Here is a 19857-nt window from a genome sequence, read left to right on the forward strand (position 1 = left end):
CCTAGTTGCGGTAACGCCATTGAAAAATGCAGAGGTTTCGCTTTCACAGCTACTTGAGCAAAAAGTGCGTGGTAAAATTACACTTTTTCAGTGTGTTGTGAAAAAGCACCAAGCTTATGTTTCAATTTTTGACCGGAGAAATGTGTCGATGAAAAAGACCAAAATCGTATGTACGATTGGCCCAAAAACCGAATCTGAAGAGATGCTGACTCAGCTTGTTGAAGCTGGTATGAACGTTATGCGCCTTAACTTCTCACACGGTGACTATCAAGAGCACGGTGCTCGTATTGCTAACCTACGTAACGTGATGAAGCAAACGGGTAAACAAGCCGCTATCTTGCTGGATACTAAAGGTCCAGAGATCCGTACGGTAAAACTAGAAAATGGCGACGATGTCATGCTAGAAGCCGGTCAAACCTTCACTTTCACCACAGACACCTCTGTCGTGGGCAATAAAGATCGCGTTGCGGTCACTTACGAAGGTTTACCTCAGGATTTAAAAGCGGGTAATACTGTCTTAGTCGATGATGGTCTGCTTGAGATGGAAGTACTAGAAACGACTGAAAAAGAAGTGGTTTGTAAAGTACTGAACAATGGCGAGCTAGGTGAAAACAAAGGCGTTAACCTGCCAGGCGTTTCCGTTAGCCTTCCGGCATTGGCAGAAAAAGACAAGTCTGATCTTAAGTTCGGCTGTGAGCAAGGTGTTGATTTTGTTGCCGCTTCATTTATCCGTAAAAAAGAAGACGTGGAAGAAATCCGCGAGCTACTAGCCCAAAACGGTGGCAGCGACATCAAAATCATCTCTAAAATCGAAAACCAAGAAGGTGTCGACAACTTTGACGCTATCTTAGAGGCCTCAGACGGCATCATGGTTGCTCGTGGTGATCTGGGTGTAGAAATCCCGGTTGAAGAAGTGATCTTCGCGCAGAAGATGATGATCGAAAAATGTAACCGTGCTCGCAAGCTGGTTATTACCGCAACACAAATGCTGGATTCGATGATCAAAAACCCACGTCCAACCCGTGCTGAAGCCGGTGACGTGGCGAATGCTATCATGGATGGTACCGATGCCGTCATGCTGTCAGGGGAATCTGCAAAAGGTAAGTACCCATTAGAAGCGGTAAGCATCATGGCGCAAATCTGTGAGCGTACAGACCGTCAAATGTCACCTGCGTTGGGTTCTCGTCTCGATAGCAGCCGTCTGCGCATCACCGAAGCGGTCTGTAAAGGCGCTGTCGATACCTCTCAAAAACTGGGCGCACCTTTGATTGTCGTTGCGACCGAAGCGGGCAAATCAGCACGCTCAGTACGTAAGTACTTCCCAACGGCTAATATCATCGCGGTAACCACTAATCCGAAAACAGCCGCACACTTGTGTCTGACTAAAGGGGTGACGCCTGTGATGATCGAAAGCATCGACAGCACGGATGAGTTCTACCGTCGCGGTAAGACCATCTCTCTCGAATCAGGCTTGGCCAACAAAGGCGATATCGTCGTGATGGTGTCCGGTGCTTTAGTTCCTTCAGGCACAACCAATACTACATCAGTGCACGTGCTGTAATTGATCGCACTTATATAGTAAAAGCGATAACAAAACTTACGCCTCGACTATGTCGGGGCGTTTTTTTATCTGCGCTTACCAGTGGACAATTTCTTTGAAGTGCGTTTTGATCAATACCGCTAACGGCACCAAATAAATCGCGCTAAGCTTTAATGCCAATACCGCGAGCGTCAAGGTGGTCATGCGCACTAGGCACTTATTGATCGTTTGTAGTAAAGGGTGGCTCATCATCATTTCAGTCTAAAAAGGTCGTTGTTCAAAAATCAGGCTGTAGTTTATAAATTAATCAATAAATCGCAAGCGCCAATCACGGCTGTTATCATGACAGGTAAAGGCGCTGTGTCTAAGCCACTGATTTACCGCTATCACAGAGAAAAAGATGACAAAACCATTAACCATTTTGGATATTGCCCGCTTAGCCGGGGTCGGGAAATCGACCGTATCCCGTGTGTTAAACAATGACGCACGCGTTAAAGACAGCACACGCGCTAAAGTGCAAGCGGTGATCGACCAACACGACTTTCTCCCTTCTAAATCCGCACGGGCGATGCGAGCACAACGCAGTGGTGTTGTGGGTGTGATTGTAGCTAAGCTGAGCTCCAACTCCGAAAATACCGCGCTGACTGGCTTGCTCAATACCTTGTATGCCAGAGGCTATGACGCCGCGATTATGGAAACGCAATTTTCGCAACAAAAAGCACAAGCCCATTTGGACGTGCTAAAACGTCGTAATGTGGATGGTATTATCTTTTTTGGCTTTTCGGGGTGTGATCTCTCTGCTCTGGCGCCTTTTGCTCCCCATTGTGTGGTACTCGCGATCGATAGTAACGACTATGCCAGTGTGAGTTATGACAACCAAGGCGCTGTCACACAAGTCATGGCGCATTTCTATGCCCAAGGACTGCGCTACATTCACTTTCTCGGTATTGATGAACACGATGAAACCACGGGGCGTGCTCGGGCCCATGCCTACCATTCTTTCTGTGATCGCCACCAACTACCTGCCCGTCTGCATCGCTGCGAAATGAGCCTACATGCTGCCTATAAGGCAACCGACTCACTGATTGATAGCCAAACCCAGGCGGTTGTATGTGCGTCTGATACCCTGGCGCTTGGCGTCGCTAAGCGATTACAAACTCTTGGCCGAGAGGACATTGCTATTGGCGGCATCGGCAATCATGACATGCTACGCTTTATGTTCCCACGCGCAGTCAGTGTGGAGCTGGGTTACCATCAAGCAGGTCAGCATGCAGCCGAGCTATTGCTCAAGCAGCTTGATGAAACGCCTACTGAGATCACGCATTGGACACAACCGTGTCATCTCGTGCTGCCCTAACCTTTTCTCTACACGATGAATCAAGCAGTTAAAAAATTCTGTGTGATGGTTTTCAAATAATGGGAACGATTCCACTGATAAATTCGATCGTACGATCCATAATCAGTGGGAACGTTACCAATGAATACCCTACAGCAATACAGGATTGCTTATGAGCCAGATAGATAAAAAAGACGTTGACCAATTGGTTACTCATATTGGCGGCAAAGACAACATTGCAACCGTAAGCCACTGCCTCACCCGTTTACGTTTCGTGTTAAACGATCCGGAGAAAGCCGATGTCGCAGCGATTGAAGCGATCCCCATGGTGAAAGGCTGCTTTACCAGTGCCGGTCAATTTCAAGTGGTGATCGGCACCAGCGTCGACCAAGCTTTCGCGCTGTTACAACAAGCCACCGGCGTCGAGGGCCAATCAAAAGACGAAGCCAAACAAGCGGCTCGCCAAAATATGACCCTAACTGAACGTGCGATTTCACACCTCGCGGAAATTTTTGTTCCCCTTCTTCCCGCGATCATCACCGGCGGTCTGATCCTCGGCTTCCGTAATGTGATCGGTGATATCCGCATGTTCGATGGCAAAACCCTGACCGAGATCAGCGAGTTTTGGGCCACCGCTCACGGCTTCTTATGGCTGCTTGGCGAAGCCATCTTCCACTTCCTGCCTGTCGGTGTCTGTTGGGCGACGGTGAGAAAAATGGGCGGTACGCCAATCTTGGGGATCGTGCTCGGTATTACCCTAGTATCACCCCAGTTGATGAACGCTTACCTTATCGGTAAAGAAATCCCCGAAGTGTGGGACTTTGGCTGGTTCTCGATTGAAAAAGTCGGTTATCAAGCGCAGGTGATCCCGGCGATGTTTGCGGGGATGGCGTTGGCGTTTATTGAAACCCAGTTAAAACGCATTATTCCGGATTATTTGTATTTGGTGGTGGTGCCTTTTATCGCCCTGCTCACTTCCGTGATCTTGGCACACACCTTGATTGGCCCATTTGGCCGCGAAATCGGTAATGGTGTCGCCTTCTTAGCCCGTTCGGCGATGACCGGCGATTACGCTTACATAGGTGCGGCTCTGTTCGGCTTCCTTTATGCACCTTTAGTGATCACGGGTGTTCACCACACCACTAACGCGGTGGACTTGCAGCTGATGCAAGAAATGAACGGTACCCCTATTTGGCCACTGATTGCCCTGTCCAACATTGCACAAGCCTCGGCGGTGGTCGGGATCATTTGGATGAGCAAAAAAGAAAACGAGCGCGAAATATCGGTGCCTGCCGCGATTTCTGCCTACCTTGGCGTCACGGAGCCGGCCATGTACGGGATTAACTTACGTTACAAATTCCCGATGCTATGCGCCATGGTTGGCTCGGCCCTAGCGGCGATTGTGTGTGGTCTTTCCGGCGTGATGGCCAACGGCATTGGTGTGGGTGGCCTGCCAGGTATTTTATCCATTCAGCCACAGTTCTGGGGTGTTTATGCGGTCGCGATGCTGATAGCCATTATCGTGCCCATTGCACTCACCGCCTTTATGTATCGCCGCCAAGCCAGCAAAGGCAAACTGGCCGTCATCTAATTCCCCTTCAGTCTGCGGGGAGGGAACGCTCCCTGCTTTATTCGCGTTGAGAGAGACATTATGCACGCACATCCCTGGTGGAAAACGGCCACCATTTATCAGATTTATCCAAAAAGCTTCCGTGACACCACACAAACAGGGACAGGTGATCTGCCGGGCATTATCGAAAAACTGGACTACTTTTCGACTTTGGGCATCGACGCCTTGTGGCTCACCCCCATTTATGTATCGCCACAAGTCGATAATGGCTACGACATTGCCGATTATTACGCGATTGACCCAAGCCTAGGCACCATGGACGACTTCGACATCCTGCTCGCCGAGGCGCACAAACGCGATATCCGTATCATCATGGATATTGTCATTAACCACACTTCAACTGAGCATCCTTGGTTTCAATCAGCGCTTGCCAGCAAAGACAGCCCCTATCGCGATTACTATATCTGGAAAGACCCGGTTAACGGCGGCGCTCCGAACAACTGGCAGTCAAAATTTGGCGGCAGCGCCTGGCAATGGCATGAACCGACCGGTCAGTATTACCTTCATTTATTTGCCACCGAGCAAGCCGATCTTAACTGGGAAAACCCAGCGGTGCGGACCGCCGTCAAAGACGTGATGGCCTTTTGGGCCGAAAAAGGCGTGGATGGCTTTCGACTCGATGTGATCAATTTGATCTCCAAAGATCAATCGTTCCCCGACGATCACCAAGGCGATGGTCGCCGTTTTTATACCGACGGTCCCCGCGTTCACGAATACTTGCAAGAGATCAGCCGCGACATTTTCCAGCGTTACGGCAGCGTCACCGTGGGCGAGATGTCTTCGACCACCTTAGAGCACTGTCAGCAGTATTCCGCGCCAGATGGCAAAGAGCTCTCCATGGTGTTTAACTTCCACCACTTAAAAGTCGATTATCCGGGCGGTGAGAAGTGGCGACTGGCGCCATTTGATTTCTTAGCCCTAAAACAGCTGTTCCGCACTTGGCAGCACGGCCTGCATAATCAAGGTTGGGGCGCATTATTTTGGTGTAACCACGACCAGCCGCGTGTGGTCAGCCGCTTTGGTGATGACCGCCACCACCGGGTCGAATCAGCCAAAATGCTCGCCACTGCGATACATATGCAGCAAGGCACGCCTTACATGTATCAAGGGGAAGAAATTGGCATGACCAACCCTGGCTATCAACATATTGATGACTATCAAGACGTCGAAAGCCGCAACATGTACCATCTGCTTTGCGAACAAGGCATGCCTGAAGGGGAAGTGTTGGCCATTCTTGCTGCACGCTCACGCGACAATTCACGCACGCCCATGCAGTGGGACCGTTCAGCAAACGCCGGTTTTACTCAAGGCACACCCTGGCTAAAGCCTGCGCCTAACTATGTTGACGTCAATGTCGACACCGCACTGGCGGATAAAGACTCTGTGTTCTATCACTACAAGCAGCTGATTTCCCTGCGTAAAACCTTACCGGTGATCCGTGAAGGAGATTATCAGGACTTGCTGTCTGACCACCCACAATTGCTCGCGTATCGTCGCGACAACGGTGATAACCAACTGGTAGTAGTGTGTAACTTTTATGGCGAACCGGTCACAGCGACCTTGCCTATCGCCCCTGCCCCGAACGCAGACTTGGTGAGCCATAATTACCCAGAAGCCAAGCCGTTGATGCCAGAAATGCAACTGGCACCCTATGAAGCCTTGGTGTATTTGATTCATCCCGCCTGACCGACAAAAAATGGCACGCCTTAGCGTGCCATTTTTCTTACAACGGCCAGTGGCTTTGGTTACTGACGCAACGCTCGCTCGCCACGTGCAATGCCCACTACGCCACTGCGTGCAACTTCAATGATCTCGGTAATTTCACCCACCGCGCGAATAAAGGCATCCAGTTTGTCACTGTCACCGGTCAGCTGCACGGTATACAGCGAGTTCGTGACATCGACAATCTGACCACGGAAAATATCGGCGGTGCGTTTTACCTCCGCGCGGGCAAAGCCGCTGGCTTTTACTTTCACCAACGCCAGTTCACGCTCAATGTGATCGCTTTCGGTGACATTGCTCACTTTCAGCACATCAATCAGCTTATGCAGGTGCTTTTCGATTTGCTCGCGGTCCGCGTCGCTGACCACCGAGGTGGTGATATTCAAGCGCGACAAGGTCGCATCATCGGTGGGTGACACCGTCAGTGATTCAATGTTGTAGCCACGCTGAGAGAATAACCCCACAACCCGCGACAAGGCACCTGGTTCGTTTTCCATTAAAACCGATACAATACTGCGCATTAGGTTCTCTCCGTTTTGCTCAACCACATTTCATTCATCGCCCCACCGCGTACCTGCATTGGATATACATGCTCGGTTTCATCAACATGGATATCGACAAACACCAAACGATCTTTCATTGCCAGCGCCTTTTCTAGGCCGGCTTCCAGCTCGGACGGATGACTAATACGCATTCCCACGTGACCATAGGCCTCAGTGATCGCGGCAAAATCTGGTACCGAGTCCATATAAGAGTGCGAGTGACGGCCTTGATAAATCATGTCCTGCCACTGTTTGACCATTCCGAGGAAGCGGTTATTGAGGTTCACAATCACCACTGGAATGTCATATTGCAACGCGGTGGAGAGCTCCTGAATGTTCATCTGAATACTGCCATCACCCGTCACACACACCACCTGCGCGTCCGGTAGCGCAAACTTGACCCCCATGGCGGCGGGAAGCCCAAAGCCCATGGTGCCCAAGCCACCCGAGTTAATCCAACGACGTGGCTTATCAAACGGATAATAAAGTGCGGCAAACATTTGATGCTGGCCGACATCCGAGGTCACATAGGCATCACCATGAGTGAGGCGGTACAAGGTTTCAATCACCTGCTGCGGTTTAATCCGCTCAGGATCAGCAACATATTTCAAACACTGGCGCTCACGCCAAGTTTGAATATTGTGCCACCAGGTGCTGAGCGCATCGCTGTCGTTACTGCCTCCCTGCTCCACCAGCAGTTTGAGCATACTACTGAGTACAGCATCGGCAGAGCCGACAATAGGAATATCGGCCGAGACAGTTTTGGAAATGGTCGAGGGATCCACATCAATGTGCATGATGGTGGCATCGGGACAGTACTTTTCGAGGTTATTGGTGGTGCGATCGTCAAACCGGACACCAATACCAAAAATCAGATCGGCTTGGTGCATCGCCATGTTGGCTTCGTAGGTACCATGCATGCCCAACATACCCAACGAATGTTCATGGGTGCCAGGAAAGGCACCTAGCCCCATCAGGGTGCTGACCACCGGGATGTTCAAGCTTTCTGATAGCTGGCGGATTTGTTCGCCGCAATCGGCCATGATAGAGCCACCGCCGACATACAGCACCGGCTTTTTCGCCGCCAGTAGTGCTTTTAGTCCGCGCTTAATCTGCCCTTTATGGCCGGTTGTTGTCGGGTTGTAGGAGCGCATGCGCACACTATCAGGATACTGATACGGATGCTTTTTAGCCGGATTGACCATGTCTTTGGGGATGTCCACCACCACAGGGCCGGGACGTCCAGTCGAGGCAAGATAAAAGGCTTTTTTGACAATATTGGGAATATCTTCAGCGCGCTGGACTAAAAAGCTGTGTTTCACCACAGGACGAGAAATCCCCACCATATCGCACTCTTGAAAGGCATCATTGCCAATCAAACTACTCATCACCTGCCCAGAAAAAACCACCATGGGAATTGAGTCCATGTAGGCGGTGGCGATACCGGTAATCGCATTGGTTGCGCCTGGGCCTGAAGTCACCAGCACCACGCCTACTTCACCGGTTGCGCGTGCGTAACCATCCGCCATATGCACGGCCGCTTGTTCGTGACGCACTAACACATGGTCGATACCACTTTTTTCATGCAATGCATCGTAAATATCCAGCACCGACCCGCCTGGATAGCCAAAAATATGTTTTACGCCTTGATCGATCATGGAACGCACGATCATCTCGGCACCAGATAACATTTCCACTCTACGCCTCCCTGTTTGCATAGTTAGGACTTACTTTTAGCCTAATCCAGCTCCTTACACTTGGATGTACTGGTGGTGTGATCACACGGACATCAAAACCAAATACTGGCGGTAAGGTAGCGTTAGATTGTTCGTTGGCCCGCCTCGACAGAAACGACCTCCAATGTAACGTTTTATTTGCAAAACTGTCTATTAGCTAATCAGTGTTTACATTTTTAATCTAAATGTTGATTGAATGTTGCTGGATAACACTGACTGGGAGGTGAGAAATCGAAAAGATCCACTACAAGAAAACCAATTTGCCAGATTTGCTATTCTGACAAAAGGCGATAAAGAGGAGAAAAGGGATAAAAACAGTATGAAGAGGCTCACCAATGAGCCCCCTAGCTAGAAACCGTCAACGCTGGTACATGGCGTCGATATGATGCTGGTAACGCGACAGGATCACTTTACGACGCAACTTCATGGTTGGCGTAAGTTCACCACTGTGCATACAAAAGCCCTGTGGCAACAAGGTAAAGCGTTTGACTTGCTCAAATTTGGCCAATTCATGTTGCAAGCTCTGTAAACGCTTTTCAAACAAGGCCACCACATCAGAATGTTTTAACAGCTCTTTGCGATTTTGATACTCGATGTTAGCCGTTCGCGCCCACTCTTCTAAGGCATCAAAGCAAGGCACAATCAAGGCAGAGACAAAATGACGCGCCTCGGCCACCACCGCTATCTGATCGATAAAATGATCACGCACCAAAGCGCCTTCTACCCGTTGTGGTGCTATATACTTACCGCCTGACGTTTTCATCAGCTCTTTAATTCGGTCCGTGATAAATACATTGCCGTGAGCATCGAGATACCCCGCATCGCCGGTTTTCAAAAAACCATCCGCGGTAAAGGTGGCCGCCGTCGCATCGGGCTGATTAAAGTAACCCCGCATCACCATTGGCCCGCGAACTTGAATTTCATTATCCTCACCGATGCGCAATTGGGCGCCGGGCATCGGAGAACCAATCGACTGGGGATCAAAGCAGGTATCATCCCAACAAGACACGGTGGCCGTGGTTTCGGTCATGCCATAACCGAGCTTCACGTTAATACCGATTGCATGGAAAAACGCGCCAATGTCAGGATCAAGACGCGCCCCACCGCATGGCATCAAGCGCATCTTACCACCCAGTAGCGCACGCAGCTTACTGAGCACCAGCTTGTCGGCCAACGCCAATTGCCATTGCTGACGCCGCGACAGTGATTGGCCAGCACGTAACTGAGCAGCATGACGCTCGCCTTGGCGCAGGGCCCAACGGAATAAATGCGGTTTAACGCCGGTGGCTCGACTGAGTTTGTCGTGAATAGCTCCATGGATTTTTTCGTAAAAGCGCGGTACGGCGGACATCACTGTTGGCTGAACCGACGCCAATGCCGATCGCACCTTTTGCGGGTCTGAGAGATAGGCATTGACCGCCCCACGATGTAAGACGTAATAGCTCCAGGCGCGCTCAAAGACATGTGTTAAGGGCAGAAACGCCAAAGAGACGTCATGCGGTTCAATGGCGAGCACCTGATCATGTACATCAAGCTGCGCCGCGACGTTGGCATAATCGAGCATGACCCCTTTGGGCTCCCCAGTAGTGCCTGAGGTATAAATCAAGGTGATCAGATCGTCCATGCAGCGTGCGTCAATGCGCGTCTCTAATTCGGCTTGATAGCCACGTTCGTCTTGCAATAACCAACTCGCCCAATCCCACACTTTAGGGTGTGCTGGCACCGGCGTCTCTTGGCTTAACGCCACCACACCTTTGATGTTTGGGCATTGCTCCAACGCCGCTACCGCCATTTCCAATTGATCGTCACCCGCGAAAATCCATTGCACATCGGCATCGTTAATAATGTATGCCGCTTGCTGGGCCGTGCTGGTCGCGTAAATCGGCACCGGCACAGCGCGAATTTGCAGTGCGGCATAATCTAACATTGCCCACTTTTCACTGTTTGGCGCGAAGATAGCGACGGTTTGCTGAACCTGACAGCCGGCTTTGAGTAAACAGCGAGACAGTTGATCAACACGCTCGCCGAGTTGACGCCAGCTAATACTTGTCCACTGGTTGTGTTGCTGGAAGCGAATCGCTTCTCGCTGATGCTGAGTGCGAATTTGCTCACGAAGGCGGGTAACAATATGGTATTGGGTGTTCACTATGCTTCTCTTGGGCTCACCTTTAGGCGAACACTTGTACGCTCAAATAATAAAGCGAGTCTACTGACCGCTCGGGTAAAAACAAGCAAAATCGAGCGAATACTCTAGTGAAAATGTAAAAACGTGATTCAGCGGCGTTGAGGCGTTAATCAGTCACCTTGTGCATAACGGATCCTATTAACGGTTCAACCGCTGTAACCTCAACCGGTTCGGCTCAACGCGTGTTGATAAGCGGTTGAAGTCTAAGATCGACTCTTCGACTGTTTCCGGATAATCAACCTGAGCCCACAAATGGTGAAATAGGCTGCGCGTCTGGTCCAACTCACCTTTGACTAGCCATTCCGCCAGAGCTTTAGCAACATCTGGGTATGCAATCGCGCCCACTGCAGGTGTCTGTAGCCATTCTCGGACAGCACTCGCATCCAAGCTATTCATAGTGTGCGCCAAGCCAAGCTGGGCGAGTGTCGCGACATTACTTAACTGCTCAAACTGACCAGACAGTGGTTTTAATAACAGTTTTTTACCCAACGTCAGCGCTTCAGACGGAAGTTCAAAGCCCCCATTCGCTATTACCCCCTGGCACTGATGCAGCGCCGAGTGAAAGCTTTCTTTGCCCAGCGGCATAAGCGTAAGGTTTTCTCGCTGCTCGGGCGCGCTTACCTCGGGGTGAAAGCAGACAAAAGGCTGGCTAAAGCGCAACAACAACTCACTGACCGCAGATAAAGATTCAAAGGGTAAATAGACCAGTACCGCCTTTTCCGCAACGGGCGACACCGTTGTTGCATTCGGCAGGCTGGTATCAATAATCGGAGGTAAAATCGCTTGGTTAAAGTGATACCAATGCAGGCCAATGGCATAGTCTGTTGGCGCAAAGTGGCGCATAATCAGACGATTAATCCAAGTTTCACCGTGTTTGGGCACCGCATGTGAAAACGCGGCTTGATGACTGATGGCCACCGAGGGTATTCCTTGTTGGCGCGCCGCCCACGCACTGATGGGTTCAAAATCAGAAATGACCTTATCATAGTCTGATACATCAAGCTGGCGTATATCCCGTCGCAGCTGTGCCAAGTGATTGTGTCTCGCCGTGGCTAACATATCAATTTTGCCATCGCGGCTCACAAAGCTCATCCCGGTGAAGGTCCGATAGTCACCGAATGGCGTCATATCAAAATAGTGCTCTGCCGGCCGACCAGAAAAAATAAAATCAACCTCGACATCGTACTCTGCCAAAGCACGCGCCATCGCTCGGGCTCGCGATATATGGCCGTTACCGGTTCCTTGAACACCGTATAAAAGCTTCATGAAAGACCTGCCATTCCGTAAAGATCCGCGGTGATGCTGTGCGCCAAGTTGGCACACATTATCCCTAACCCTGCGCCCACAATAATGTCGGTCACAAAATGCACCCCCAGTAACACCCGAGAAATGCCAATCAAGCTCGCCCAAATAAATACAAGCAGCATGAGTGATGGGAAAAAGATGCTCAGCAAAGAGGCCATTAAAAAGGCACCTGCGGTGTGGCCTGATGGCATACTGTATAGGTCAGACGGCGTGATAAAGGCGGGTAGCTGCGAAGGACGTGTGCGCCGGAAACTGCGTTTTAATACCCAGTAAATTGGCAGCTCAATGGCAAATGCAGTGAGCCCCGTGAGTAAAAACCAGAGCCCCACGGCTTCTTGCAGCCACCAAGCAGCTAACCCCATCACGATATAAAGAGGTCCATCGCCCGAGCGGGAAACGGCACGGGCCACTTTGGCGGTGTCAGCGCTAAAGCGATGCGATAGGCAAAGTGTCGATACCGAGTGGTCAAAGCGTTGAATCGCAGCAAAGCGTCTCATGGTATCTCCCAATACAGCGAGCTGATGATTAAACATTAGCCAGCCGGTGTGACAGGTCGGTGACGTTATTGGGACATCTCAATGAATTTACTCTGCCCCGTTGCCGCTAAAGATCAGCTGTATTGGCGTAATTAAAATAATGCAGGGTGGACAAAGCCGCCCCAGACCACAGCACAAAAGTCTAACTTTTAGTGTAAAAAGCAGTTTAATTAACCGGTTTTTCGCCTTTGTATTGCGCATAAAACGGGTTTTGTTTTTTTCAGATTGACGCTTTCCCCATCGCTCTGTTATTTCTGGTAACAGAGTATTTACTGACGGACATCAGCATGACACTGTTTCACCTACGCCTCATTCTCCTCCTTATCGTAACCCAGTCGCGCGGGTAGGTTTTGGGCAGAAAACAGTGAATGCCAAATCTCAAAAACCCGCGCCAGACGCGGGTTTTTTTGTATCTAATGTCGCCAAAATAAAACATATCGCCAATTAAAGAGCCATGACGGCGGCCAGCAAACACAACAGGGAGTTACTCATGAGCGAGAACAGCCAAGTCATTCTGTTTGACACCACATTACGTGACGGCGAGCAGGCGTTGTCGGCAAGCTTAACGGTCAAAGAGAAACTACAAATCGCGCAAGCTTTGGATCGTTTGAAAATAGACATCATTGAAGCTGGCTTTCCTGTGTCCTCTCCGGGCGACTTTGAGTCCGTACGTACCATTGCTCAGCATATGCAGCATGCCCGTGTCTGTGCTTTGTCTCGCGCTGTCCCTAAAGACATTGATGTGGCAGCGGAATCGCTCAAAGCCGCCGATGCTTTTCGTATCCACACCTTTTTGTCCACCTCTACCATTCATGTCAAAGACAAGCTTCGCCGCAGCTACGATGACGTAGTAGAAATGGGCGTGCGTGCGGTCAAACATGCGCGCCAGTATACGGATGATGTGGAGTTTTCCTGCGAAGATGCCGGACGCACCCCGATTGATAATTTATGCCGCATGGTCGAAGCGGCAATTGATGCTGGCGCCACCACGGTCAATATCCCAGATACAGTCGGCTATACGGTCCCCAGTGAGTTTGGCGATATCATTGCCAACCTGTTCAACCGCGTACCCAATATCGACAAAGCGGTGATTTCTGTTCATTGCCATGATGACTTGGGGATGTCGGTCGCCAACTCTATTGCCGCTGTACAGGCCGGCGCCCGCCAAGTCGAAGGCACGATTAATGGCATCGGCGAGCGCGCCGGTAACTGTGCGCTGGAAGAAATTGCAATGATCTTAAAAACCCGCGCTGACTTGTTAGGCGTGGAGACAGGCTTAAACCATACTGAAATCGCCCGCACCAGTAAGCTGGTTAGCCAACTTTGCAACATGCCAATCCAGCCCAACAAAGCCGTGGTCGGTACCAATGCCTTTAGCCACTCTTCTGGCATTCACCAAGATGGCATGCTGAAAAACAAAAATACCTACGAAATCATGACGCCAGAGTCGATTGGATTGGGTAAAAAATCATTGAATCTCACCAGTCGCTCCGGCCGCGCGGCGGTGAAAAGCCATATGGATAACCTTGGCTACAACGAGCAAGACTATGATTTGGAGACCTTGTATCAATCATTCTTGCAGTTAGCAGATCGTAAAGGTCAGGTGTTCGATTACGACTTAGAAGCTTTAATGTTCTTCAACAACCTCAAAGAAGAGGACGATTTTTATAAGCTCAATTATTTAGGCGTGCAATCGGGCAGCTTAATGGCGACCACCAGCATCAAGTTGCAATGTGGCGATGAAGAAAAACGCGAAGCAGCGATTGGAAACGGTCCCGTCGACGCCTTGTACCAGTGCATATATCGGATCACCGGCTATGACATTGAGCTGGATAAATTCGATCTGACCGCCAAAGGAGAAGGGGAAGATGGCCTCGGCCAAGCCGATATCATTGCCAACTACAAAGGCCGTAAATATCACGGCACCGGGGTATCAACCGATATTATCGAGGCCTCCGGCGAAGCTTTATTAAACGTGATCAATGCTATTTATCGCGCCAACAAAATTGCGCAGATTAAGGAACAATCCCATTTAAAACAGGAGACAGTATAACCATGGCTAGCGCACACCAGATTGCAATTTTACCCGGCGACGGCATCGGTCCCGAAGTGATGGCGCAAGCCGAAAAAGTGCTTGATGCGGTTAGCGAACGCTTCGCTGTCACCTTTGAGCGTCAGCATTATCCGGTTGGCGGTGCTGCAATCGACGCCCATGGCTCGCCGCTGCCCGCACACACCTTGGCTGGCTGTGAAAAAGCCGATGCGATTTTATTCGGCTCAGTCGGCGGCCCTAAATGGGAGCATTTATCCGCGACCGAACAACCGGAGCGCGGTGCTTTACTGCCGCTACGCAAGCACTTTGGTCTGTTTTGTAATTTGCGTCCGGCACAAATCCATACTGGTCTCGAAAGCTTTTGTCCGCTGCGCGCCGATATTGCCGACCAAGGTTTTAATATCGTGGTGGTACGAGAGCTGACCGGCGGGATTTATTTTGGTGAGCCCAAAGGGCGCGAAGGCGAAGGCCGCGAGGAAAAGGCGTTTGATACGGAAGTCTATCATCGCTATGAAATTGAGCGCATCGCACACATCGCCTTTCAATCCGCCCAGCTTCGCCACAAACAAGTGTGCTCAATCGACAAAGCCAATGTACTGCAAAGCTCAATGCTGTGGCGCGAGGTGGTAGAAGCGGTGGCAAAAGATTATCCGGATGTCAGCTTAAGCCATATGTATATCGACAACGCGACCATGCAGCTGATTAAAGACCCGTCGCAATTTGATGTGATGCTGTGTTCAAATATTTTCGGCGACATCATCTCTGATGAGTGCGCGATGATCACAGGCTCTATGGGCATGCTGCCCTCAGCCAGTTTGAACGCGAGTAAATTTGGCTTGTATGAGCCAGCCGGTGGCTCCGCGCCCGATATCGCCGGGCAAAACATTGCTAATCCAGTGGCGCAAATTTTATCAGCGGCACTTATGCTGCGTTACTCGTTGGGCGAAGAAAACGCGGCCTGTGCGATTGAACACGCAGTGAGCCAAGCGCTGGCAGCCGGTGAACTGACAGCCGATCTGGCCGGTAACCATCCAGCACTGAGCACCGAGCAGATGGGCGATCGTATCGCCGCCTATATCCGCCAAGGCGCATAATCATTACCCGTAAGGATACGAGCTATGTCGAATGCAAACACCCAGCAAGGCGCCAAGACCTTGTACGAAAAAATTCACCAGTCTCACGTGGTCACTGAGCAACCAGGCGAAGCGCCGCTACTGTATATTGACCGTCACTTGGTGCATGAGGTGACCTCGCCACAAGCGTTTGACGGCCTGAGAGAGAAAGGCCGTCCGGTGCGCCAAGTGAGCAAAACCTTCGCCACCATGGATCACAATGTATCCACCGAAACCAAAGACATTAACGCGTCAGGGGAAATGGCGCGCATCCAAATGGAAACCTTGGCTAAAAACTGCGAAGAATTTGGCGTCACCCTGTACGACTTGAATCACCCCTACCAAGGCATTGTCCATGTGATGGGGCCCGAGTTAGGGATTACTTTGCCTGGCAATACCATCGTCTGTGGTGATTCTCATACGGCAACTCACGGTGCTTTTGGTGCACTGGCCTTTGGTATTGGTACCTCCGAAGTCGAACACGTACTGGCCACCCAAACGCTCAAGCAATCCCGCGCCCGCACGATGAAAATTGAAGTCACGGGCAAAACCGCCCCCGGGATCACCGCCAAAGACATTGTCCTAGCGATTATCGGCCAAGTCGGTCATGCCGGCGGCACCGGACACGTGGTGGAATTTTGCGGTGACGCCATTACCGACTTGTCCATGGAAGGGCGAATGACGGTCTGCAACATGGCGATCGAATTGGGCGCAAAAGCGGGCCTGATCGCCCCCGATGAGACCACATTTGCCTATTTAAAAGACAAGAAATTTGCTCCTAAAGGTGAACAATGGCAGCAAGCGGTCGATTTTTGGCAAACCTTGCACTCGGATGCCGATGCGCAATTTGATCGTGTCGTGACACTCGATGGCAGTCAAATTCATCATCAGGTCACCTGGGGGACCAACCCCGGCCAAGTGGTTAGTGTGCACGATAGCGTGCCGGCTCCTGAGCACATGGCAGATCCGATCGCGCGCCACTCGGCGGAACGCGCGCTGAAATACATGGGGCTAACCGCAGGCCAAGCCATAACAGATATCCAAATTGATAAAGTGTTTATTGGCTCATGCACCAACTCTCGAATTGAGGACATGCGCGCAGCCGCGGCGGTCGCCAAAGGTCGGCACGTCGCAGATAGCGTCCATGCCATGGTGGTGCCAGGCTCAGAGCAAGTGCGTGCCCAAGCAGAGCAAGAAGGGCTGGATGTGATTTTCCGCGAGGCGGGCTTTGAGTGGCGCTTACCCGGCTGCTCAATGTGCTTGGCGATGAACAACGATCGCTTAGGCCCCAAAGAGCGCTGTGCATCGACCAGCAACCGTAACTTTGAAGGCCGCCAAGGCCGTGAAGGCCGTACCCACTTGGTCAGCCCAGCCATGGCCGCTGCCGCCGCCATTGCCGGTCACTTTGTTGACGTTAACCAATTATAAGGAGGCCTTATGTCAGGCATACACACTCATACCGGCATTGTTGCCCCATTGGATGCGGCAAACGTCGACACCGATGCGATCATCCCCAAACAGTTTTTGCAAAAAGTCACCCGCACCGGATTCGGCCAGCACCTGTTTCACGATTGGCGCTTTTTAGACGATGCGGGCAAACAGCCGAACCCCGAGTTTGTGCTCAATCAAGCGCGCTACCAAGGGGCGAGCGTGTTACTCACCCGCGAAAACTTTGGCTGTGGCTCGTCACGCGAACATGCTCCTTGGGCGCTGGATGATTACGGTTTTAAAGTGATTATCGCCCCCAGTTTTGCCGATATTTTCTATGGCAACTGCATTAATAACCAAATGGTGCCGGTGACCCTTGAAGAAGGCCAAATCGATGCTTTATTTACGTATGTGGCCGAAAATGAAGGCGCGGCGGTAACGCTAGATTTGCCCGCCCAAACCATCCGTGCCGGTGAACACTGCTTTAGCTTCCGGATGGATGATTTTCGCCATCATTGCTTACTCGAAGGTTTGGATAGTATCGGGCTGACGTTACAGCACGAAGCGGAAATTTCGCGCTTTGAGCAGCAAATACCTGATTTTTTGGTGTAATACCATCCACTCATCTCTCGCCAATAAGTGCTGATTATTCCGCATTTATTGGCGTTCCTTCCCATTTTTCTATCCTCAATGAAACCAACCGCTGACTCGCTTGGTCTAGTCTCAAAGAAGGTTTGATCGCATTAAGGACTGACAATGCAAAAACATTTGATACTTCTGTTCGGGCTAGTGTTTCCGCTCATCAGTCAAGCCGCGCCCAAAGCGGACTACTGGGCAATGTGGGATGCACATAATCCTGACAGCCAAGCCACCTTCACGCATCACAGTTGGCAAGTATTACTCGATAAGTATTTACAGCCTCAGGGGCAGCACACCTTATTTAACTACGCAGCCGTCACCGAGGCCGATAAAGCGACCCTCGATCATTACATTCGCATGCTTACCGAGCGCGATCCGCGCACCCTGAGCAAAGACGAACAATACGCGTATTGGGTTAACCTCTACAATGCGGTCACGGTGACGCTGATTTTGGACAACTATCCAGTCAGTTCGATCACCAAACTCGGTGGGCTGTTTAGCTTTGGTCCGTGGGATGATGACGTAGTGACGGTGGCTGGCGAATCCCTCACGCTCAATGATATCGAACACCGTATTTTGCGTCCGCTATGGCAAGATCCGCGTACCCACTATGCGGTCAATTGTGCCAGCCTTGGCTGCCCTAACCTGCAACCGCAAGCCTTTCAAGCCGACACCTTGGACGCGCAATTAGAACAAGCCGCCTACTCCTTTATTAATAGTGATAAAGGCGTGAGTCAACAGGGGAATCAGTGGCAGCTTTCTTCTATCTATGAGTGGTTTGAGACTGACTTTGGCGGCAGTGAACAAGGGGTGATCACCCATATCAATCAATATAGAGACATCAAGCTTCCCAAGGATGCACGCTTGGATTATGACTACGACTGGACGCTTAACCAACTCGCGGATTAAAAGGCTTGGTGAACACTAAGCCAATCAGTACAATAGCACCGTACTCATTGGGGAGCCTCACGGCTGAGATTGCGCGCGGCGCTAAACCCATCGAACCTGATCCAGCTAACACTGGCGTAGGGATTGAGACTTGATGTTGCCATCAACTTGCCTCAACACCCACGCCCAACTTAGGAGCGTGCTGTGAAAGTTATTACCTCTGTTCTCACTCTGGTTTCTTTATCGCTGTTATCACTCAGCGCCCGAGCCGCCGACCCTCTGACGGTCTATACCTATGATTCTTTTATCGCCGATTGGGGCGCAGGGCCAAAAATCAAAGCCGAATTTGAAAAACGCTGTGACTGCCAATTAGAGTTTGTGTCTCTTAGTGACGGTGCTGCTCTGCTTAATCGCTTACGTATCGAAGGCAATACTACCAAGGCTGATATTGTACTCGGTATGGATACTAACTTGATGAAAGAAGCTGAGCGTAGCGGCATTGTCGCCGAGCACGCGGTGAATACGGAGCGCCTGCAGGTACCCGGCGGTTGGGATAATCCCTACTTTATCCCCTACGATTACGGCTACTTTGCCTTTGTGTATGACACCACGCGTTTGCTCGACCCACCCAAAAGCTTGAAGGCTTTGATTGAGGAGCGTGACGATATCAGTGTGATTTACCAAGATCCACGTGTGTCAACAGTTGGCCAAGGCTTGATGCTGTGGATCCAAAAAGTATACGGCGATCAAAGCCAGCAGGCATGGCGCGACCTTGCCGACAACACTATTACCGTGACCAAAGGCTGGACCGAAGCGTACAACATGTTCCTCAACAAAGAGGCAGATATGGTGCTTTCATACACCTCTTCGCCCGCCTATCACCTGGTCGCTGACGATGATGACCGCTTTGCCGCCGCCATGTTTGAAGAAGGCCATTATATGCAAATTGAAGTGGCGGCGAAGTCTGCTTATACCGACCAACCAGAACGCGCCGATGCGTTTCTACAATTTATGCTCAGTGACACAGCACAGTCTGTGATCCCAACCACGCAGTGGATGTACCCGGTCACCGATGTTAGCTTGCCTGACGCCTTCTATACGCTGAACAAACCAGAAGAGAGCCTGTTGTACCAGCCCGATGAAGTGATGGGTAACCGTCAGCAATGGGTGCGCGATTGGCAAACCGCTTTGGTTGAATAACGTCG

The 19857-nt window shown here is 50.9% G+C and carries 15 protein-coding genes and 1 riboswitch; of the genes, 10 read left to right on the plus strand and 5 right to left on the minus strand.

The features are described from left to right. Positions 1-148: 148 nt before the first annotated feature. The 4 genes from pykF (at position 149) to treC (ending at position 6192) form a co-directional block, all read left to right on the plus strand. Positions 149-1561 carry a pyruvate kinase PykF gene (pykF, locus tag BZG78_RS04540; RefSeq protein WP_021023382.1) on the plus strand — a complete coding sequence of 471 codons (1413 nt, stop codon included), beginning with the start codon at positions 149-151 and terminating at the stop codon, positions 1559-1561. 379 nt (positions 1562-1940) lie between these two features. Next, the gene (gene treR, locus BZG78_RS04545) at positions 1941-2897 is read left to right on the plus strand and encodes a trehalose operon repressor TreR (protein ID WP_077660500.1); all 957 of its coding nucleotides are present in this window, start codon (positions 1941-1943) and stop codon (positions 2895-2897) included. A gap of 151 nt (positions 2898-3048) precedes the next feature. Continuing rightward, the gene (gene treB, locus BZG78_RS04550) at positions 3049-4467 is read left to right on the plus strand and encodes a PTS trehalose transporter subunit IIBC (protein ID WP_077660501.1); all 1419 of its coding nucleotides are present in this window, start codon (positions 3049-3051) and stop codon (positions 4465-4467) included. Positions 4468-4527: 60 nt separating this feature from the next. Next, on the plus strand, positions 4528-6192 hold the full coding sequence (treC, locus tag BZG78_RS04555; protein ID WP_077660502.1) for an alpha,alpha-phosphotrehalase: 1665 nt from the start codon (positions 4528-4530) through the stop codon (positions 6190-6192). Positions 6193-6251: 59 nt separating this feature from the next. Here treC and ilvN read toward each other — a convergent pair whose 3' ends face one another. From ilvN to BZG78_RS04580, 5 genes are all read right to left on the minus strand, one after another. Then, a complete protein-coding gene (gene ilvN / locus BZG78_RS04560) occupies positions 6252-6749 on the minus strand; it encodes an acetolactate synthase small subunit (protein ID WP_021023377.1) in 498 nt (165 codons plus the stop codon). Continuing rightward, on the minus strand, positions 6749-8467 hold the full coding sequence (locus BZG78_RS04565) for an acetolactate synthase 3 large subunit (RefSeq protein ID WP_077660503.1): 1719 nt from the start codon (positions 8465-8467) through the stop codon (positions 6749-6751). Before BZG78_RS04565 ends, ilvN begins: the two co-directional genes overlap by 1 nt. 397 nt (positions 8468-8864) lie before the next feature. Next, the gene (locus tag BZG78_RS04570) at positions 8865-10652 is read right to left on the minus strand and encodes a long-chain fatty acid--CoA ligase (RefSeq protein WP_108743357.1); all 1788 of its coding nucleotides are present in this window, start codon (positions 10650-10652) and stop codon (positions 8865-8867) included. A gap of 177 nt (positions 10653-10829) precedes the next feature. Then, on the minus strand, positions 10830-11957 hold the full coding sequence (locus BZG78_RS04575) for an MJ1255/VC2487 family glycosyltransferase (protein ID WP_077660505.1): 1128 nt from the start codon (positions 11955-11957) through the stop codon (positions 10830-10832). Further along, positions 11954-12493 (minus strand): phosphatase PAP2 family protein, encoded by a 540-nt coding sequence (locus BZG78_RS04580; protein ID WP_077660506.1) that lies wholly within the window; start codon positions 12491-12493, stop codon positions 11954-11956. The genes BZG78_RS04575 and BZG78_RS04580 overlap by 4 nt, the downstream gene beginning before the upstream one ends. A gap of 529 nt (positions 12494-13022) precedes the next feature. On the opposite strand from BZG78_RS04580, the gene leuA reads away from it, so the two are divergent. The 6 genes from leuA to thiB all read left to right on the plus strand — a co-directional run bounded on the left by leuA (position 13023) and on the right by thiB (position 19852). Further along, positions 13023-14585, plus strand: coding sequence for a 2-isopropylmalate synthase (gene leuA / locus BZG78_RS04585; protein ID WP_021023371.1), 1563 nt, complete (start codon positions 13023-13025; stop codon positions 14583-14585). 2 nt (positions 14586-14587) lie between these two features. Continuing rightward, positions 14588-15679, plus strand: coding sequence for a 3-isopropylmalate dehydrogenase (gene leuB, locus BZG78_RS04590; RefSeq protein ID WP_077660507.1), 1092 nt, complete (start codon positions 14588-14590; stop codon positions 15677-15679). 24 nt (positions 15680-15703) lie between these two features. Continuing rightward, entirely contained in the window at positions 15704-17125 is a 1422-nt protein-coding gene (gene leuC, locus BZG78_RS04595) for a 3-isopropylmalate dehydratase large subunit (RefSeq protein WP_077660508.1), read from the plus strand. 9 nt (positions 17126-17134) lie between these two features. Beyond that, positions 17135-17737 (plus strand): 3-isopropylmalate dehydratase small subunit, encoded by a 603-nt coding sequence (gene leuD / locus BZG78_RS04600; RefSeq protein WP_077660509.1) that lies wholly within the window; start codon positions 17135-17137, stop codon positions 17735-17737. Positions 17738-17881: 144 nt separating this feature from the next. Then, a complete protein-coding gene (locus BZG78_RS04605) occupies positions 17882-18673 on the plus strand; it encodes a DUF547 domain-containing protein (protein ID WP_077660510.1) in 792 nt (263 codons plus the stop codon). Positions 18674-18711: 38 nt separating this feature from the next. Beyond that, a riboswitch (TPP riboswitch) is annotated at positions 18712-18813 on the plus strand. A 52-nt stretch (positions 18814-18865) separates the two neighbouring features. Continuing rightward, on the plus strand, positions 18866-19852 hold the full coding sequence (thiB, locus tag BZG78_RS04610; protein ID WP_077660566.1) for a thiamine ABC transporter substrate binding subunit: 987 nt from the start codon (positions 18866-18868) through the stop codon (positions 19850-19852). Positions 19853-19857 lie beyond the last annotated feature (5 nt).

Origin of the sequence: Salinivibrio sp. MA351, from assembly GCF_001996065.1 — a bacterium.
In the GTDB taxonomy this organism is placed as follows: Bacteria; Pseudomonadota; Gammaproteobacteria; order Enterobacterales; family Vibrionaceae; genus Salinivibrio; species Salinivibrio costicola.

Bases quoted from the DNA above. Each gene is read 5' to 3' on its own strand.
- BZG78_RS04580 (WP_077660506.1), bottom strand. From the start codon at position 12,493: ATGAGACGCTTTGCTGCGATTCAACGCTTTGACCACTCGGTATCGACA.
- pykF (WP_021023382.1), top strand. From the start codon at position 149: ATGAAAAAGACCAAAATCGTATGTACGATTGGCCCAAAAACCGAATCT.
- ilvN (WP_021023377.1), bottom strand. From the start codon at position 6,749: ATGCGCAGTATTGTATCGGTTTTAATGGAAAACGAACCAGGTGCCTTG.
- treR (WP_077660500.1), top strand. From the start codon at position 1,941: ATGACAAAACCATTAACCATTTTGGATATTGCCCGCTTAGCCGGGGTC.
- leuD (WP_077660509.1), top strand. From the start codon at position 17,135: ATGTCAGGCATACACACTCATACCGGCATTGTTGCCCCATTGGATGCG.
- BZG78_RS04605 (WP_077660510.1), top strand. From the start codon at position 17,882: ATGCAAAAACATTTGATACTTCTGTTCGGGCTAGTGTTTCCGCTCATC.
- leuA (WP_021023371.1), top strand. From the start codon at position 13,023: ATGAGCGAGAACAGCCAAGTCATTCTGTTTGACACCACATTACGTGAC.
- BZG78_RS04575 (WP_077660505.1), bottom strand. From the start codon at position 11,957: ATGAAGCTTTTATACGGTGTTCAAGGAACCGGTAACGGCCATATATCG.
- leuC (WP_077660508.1), top strand. From the start codon at position 15,704: ATGTCGAATGCAAACACCCAGCAAGGCGCCAAGACCTTGTACGAAAAA.
- treC (WP_077660502.1), top strand. From the start codon at position 4,528: ATGCACGCACATCCCTGGTGGAAAACGGCCACCATTTATCAGATTTAT.
- treB (WP_077660501.1), top strand. From the start codon at position 3,049: ATGAGCCAGATAGATAAAAAAGACGTTGACCAATTGGTTACTCATATT.
- leuB (WP_077660507.1), top strand. From the start codon at position 14,588: ATGGCTAGCGCACACCAGATTGCAATTTTACCCGGCGACGGCATCGGT.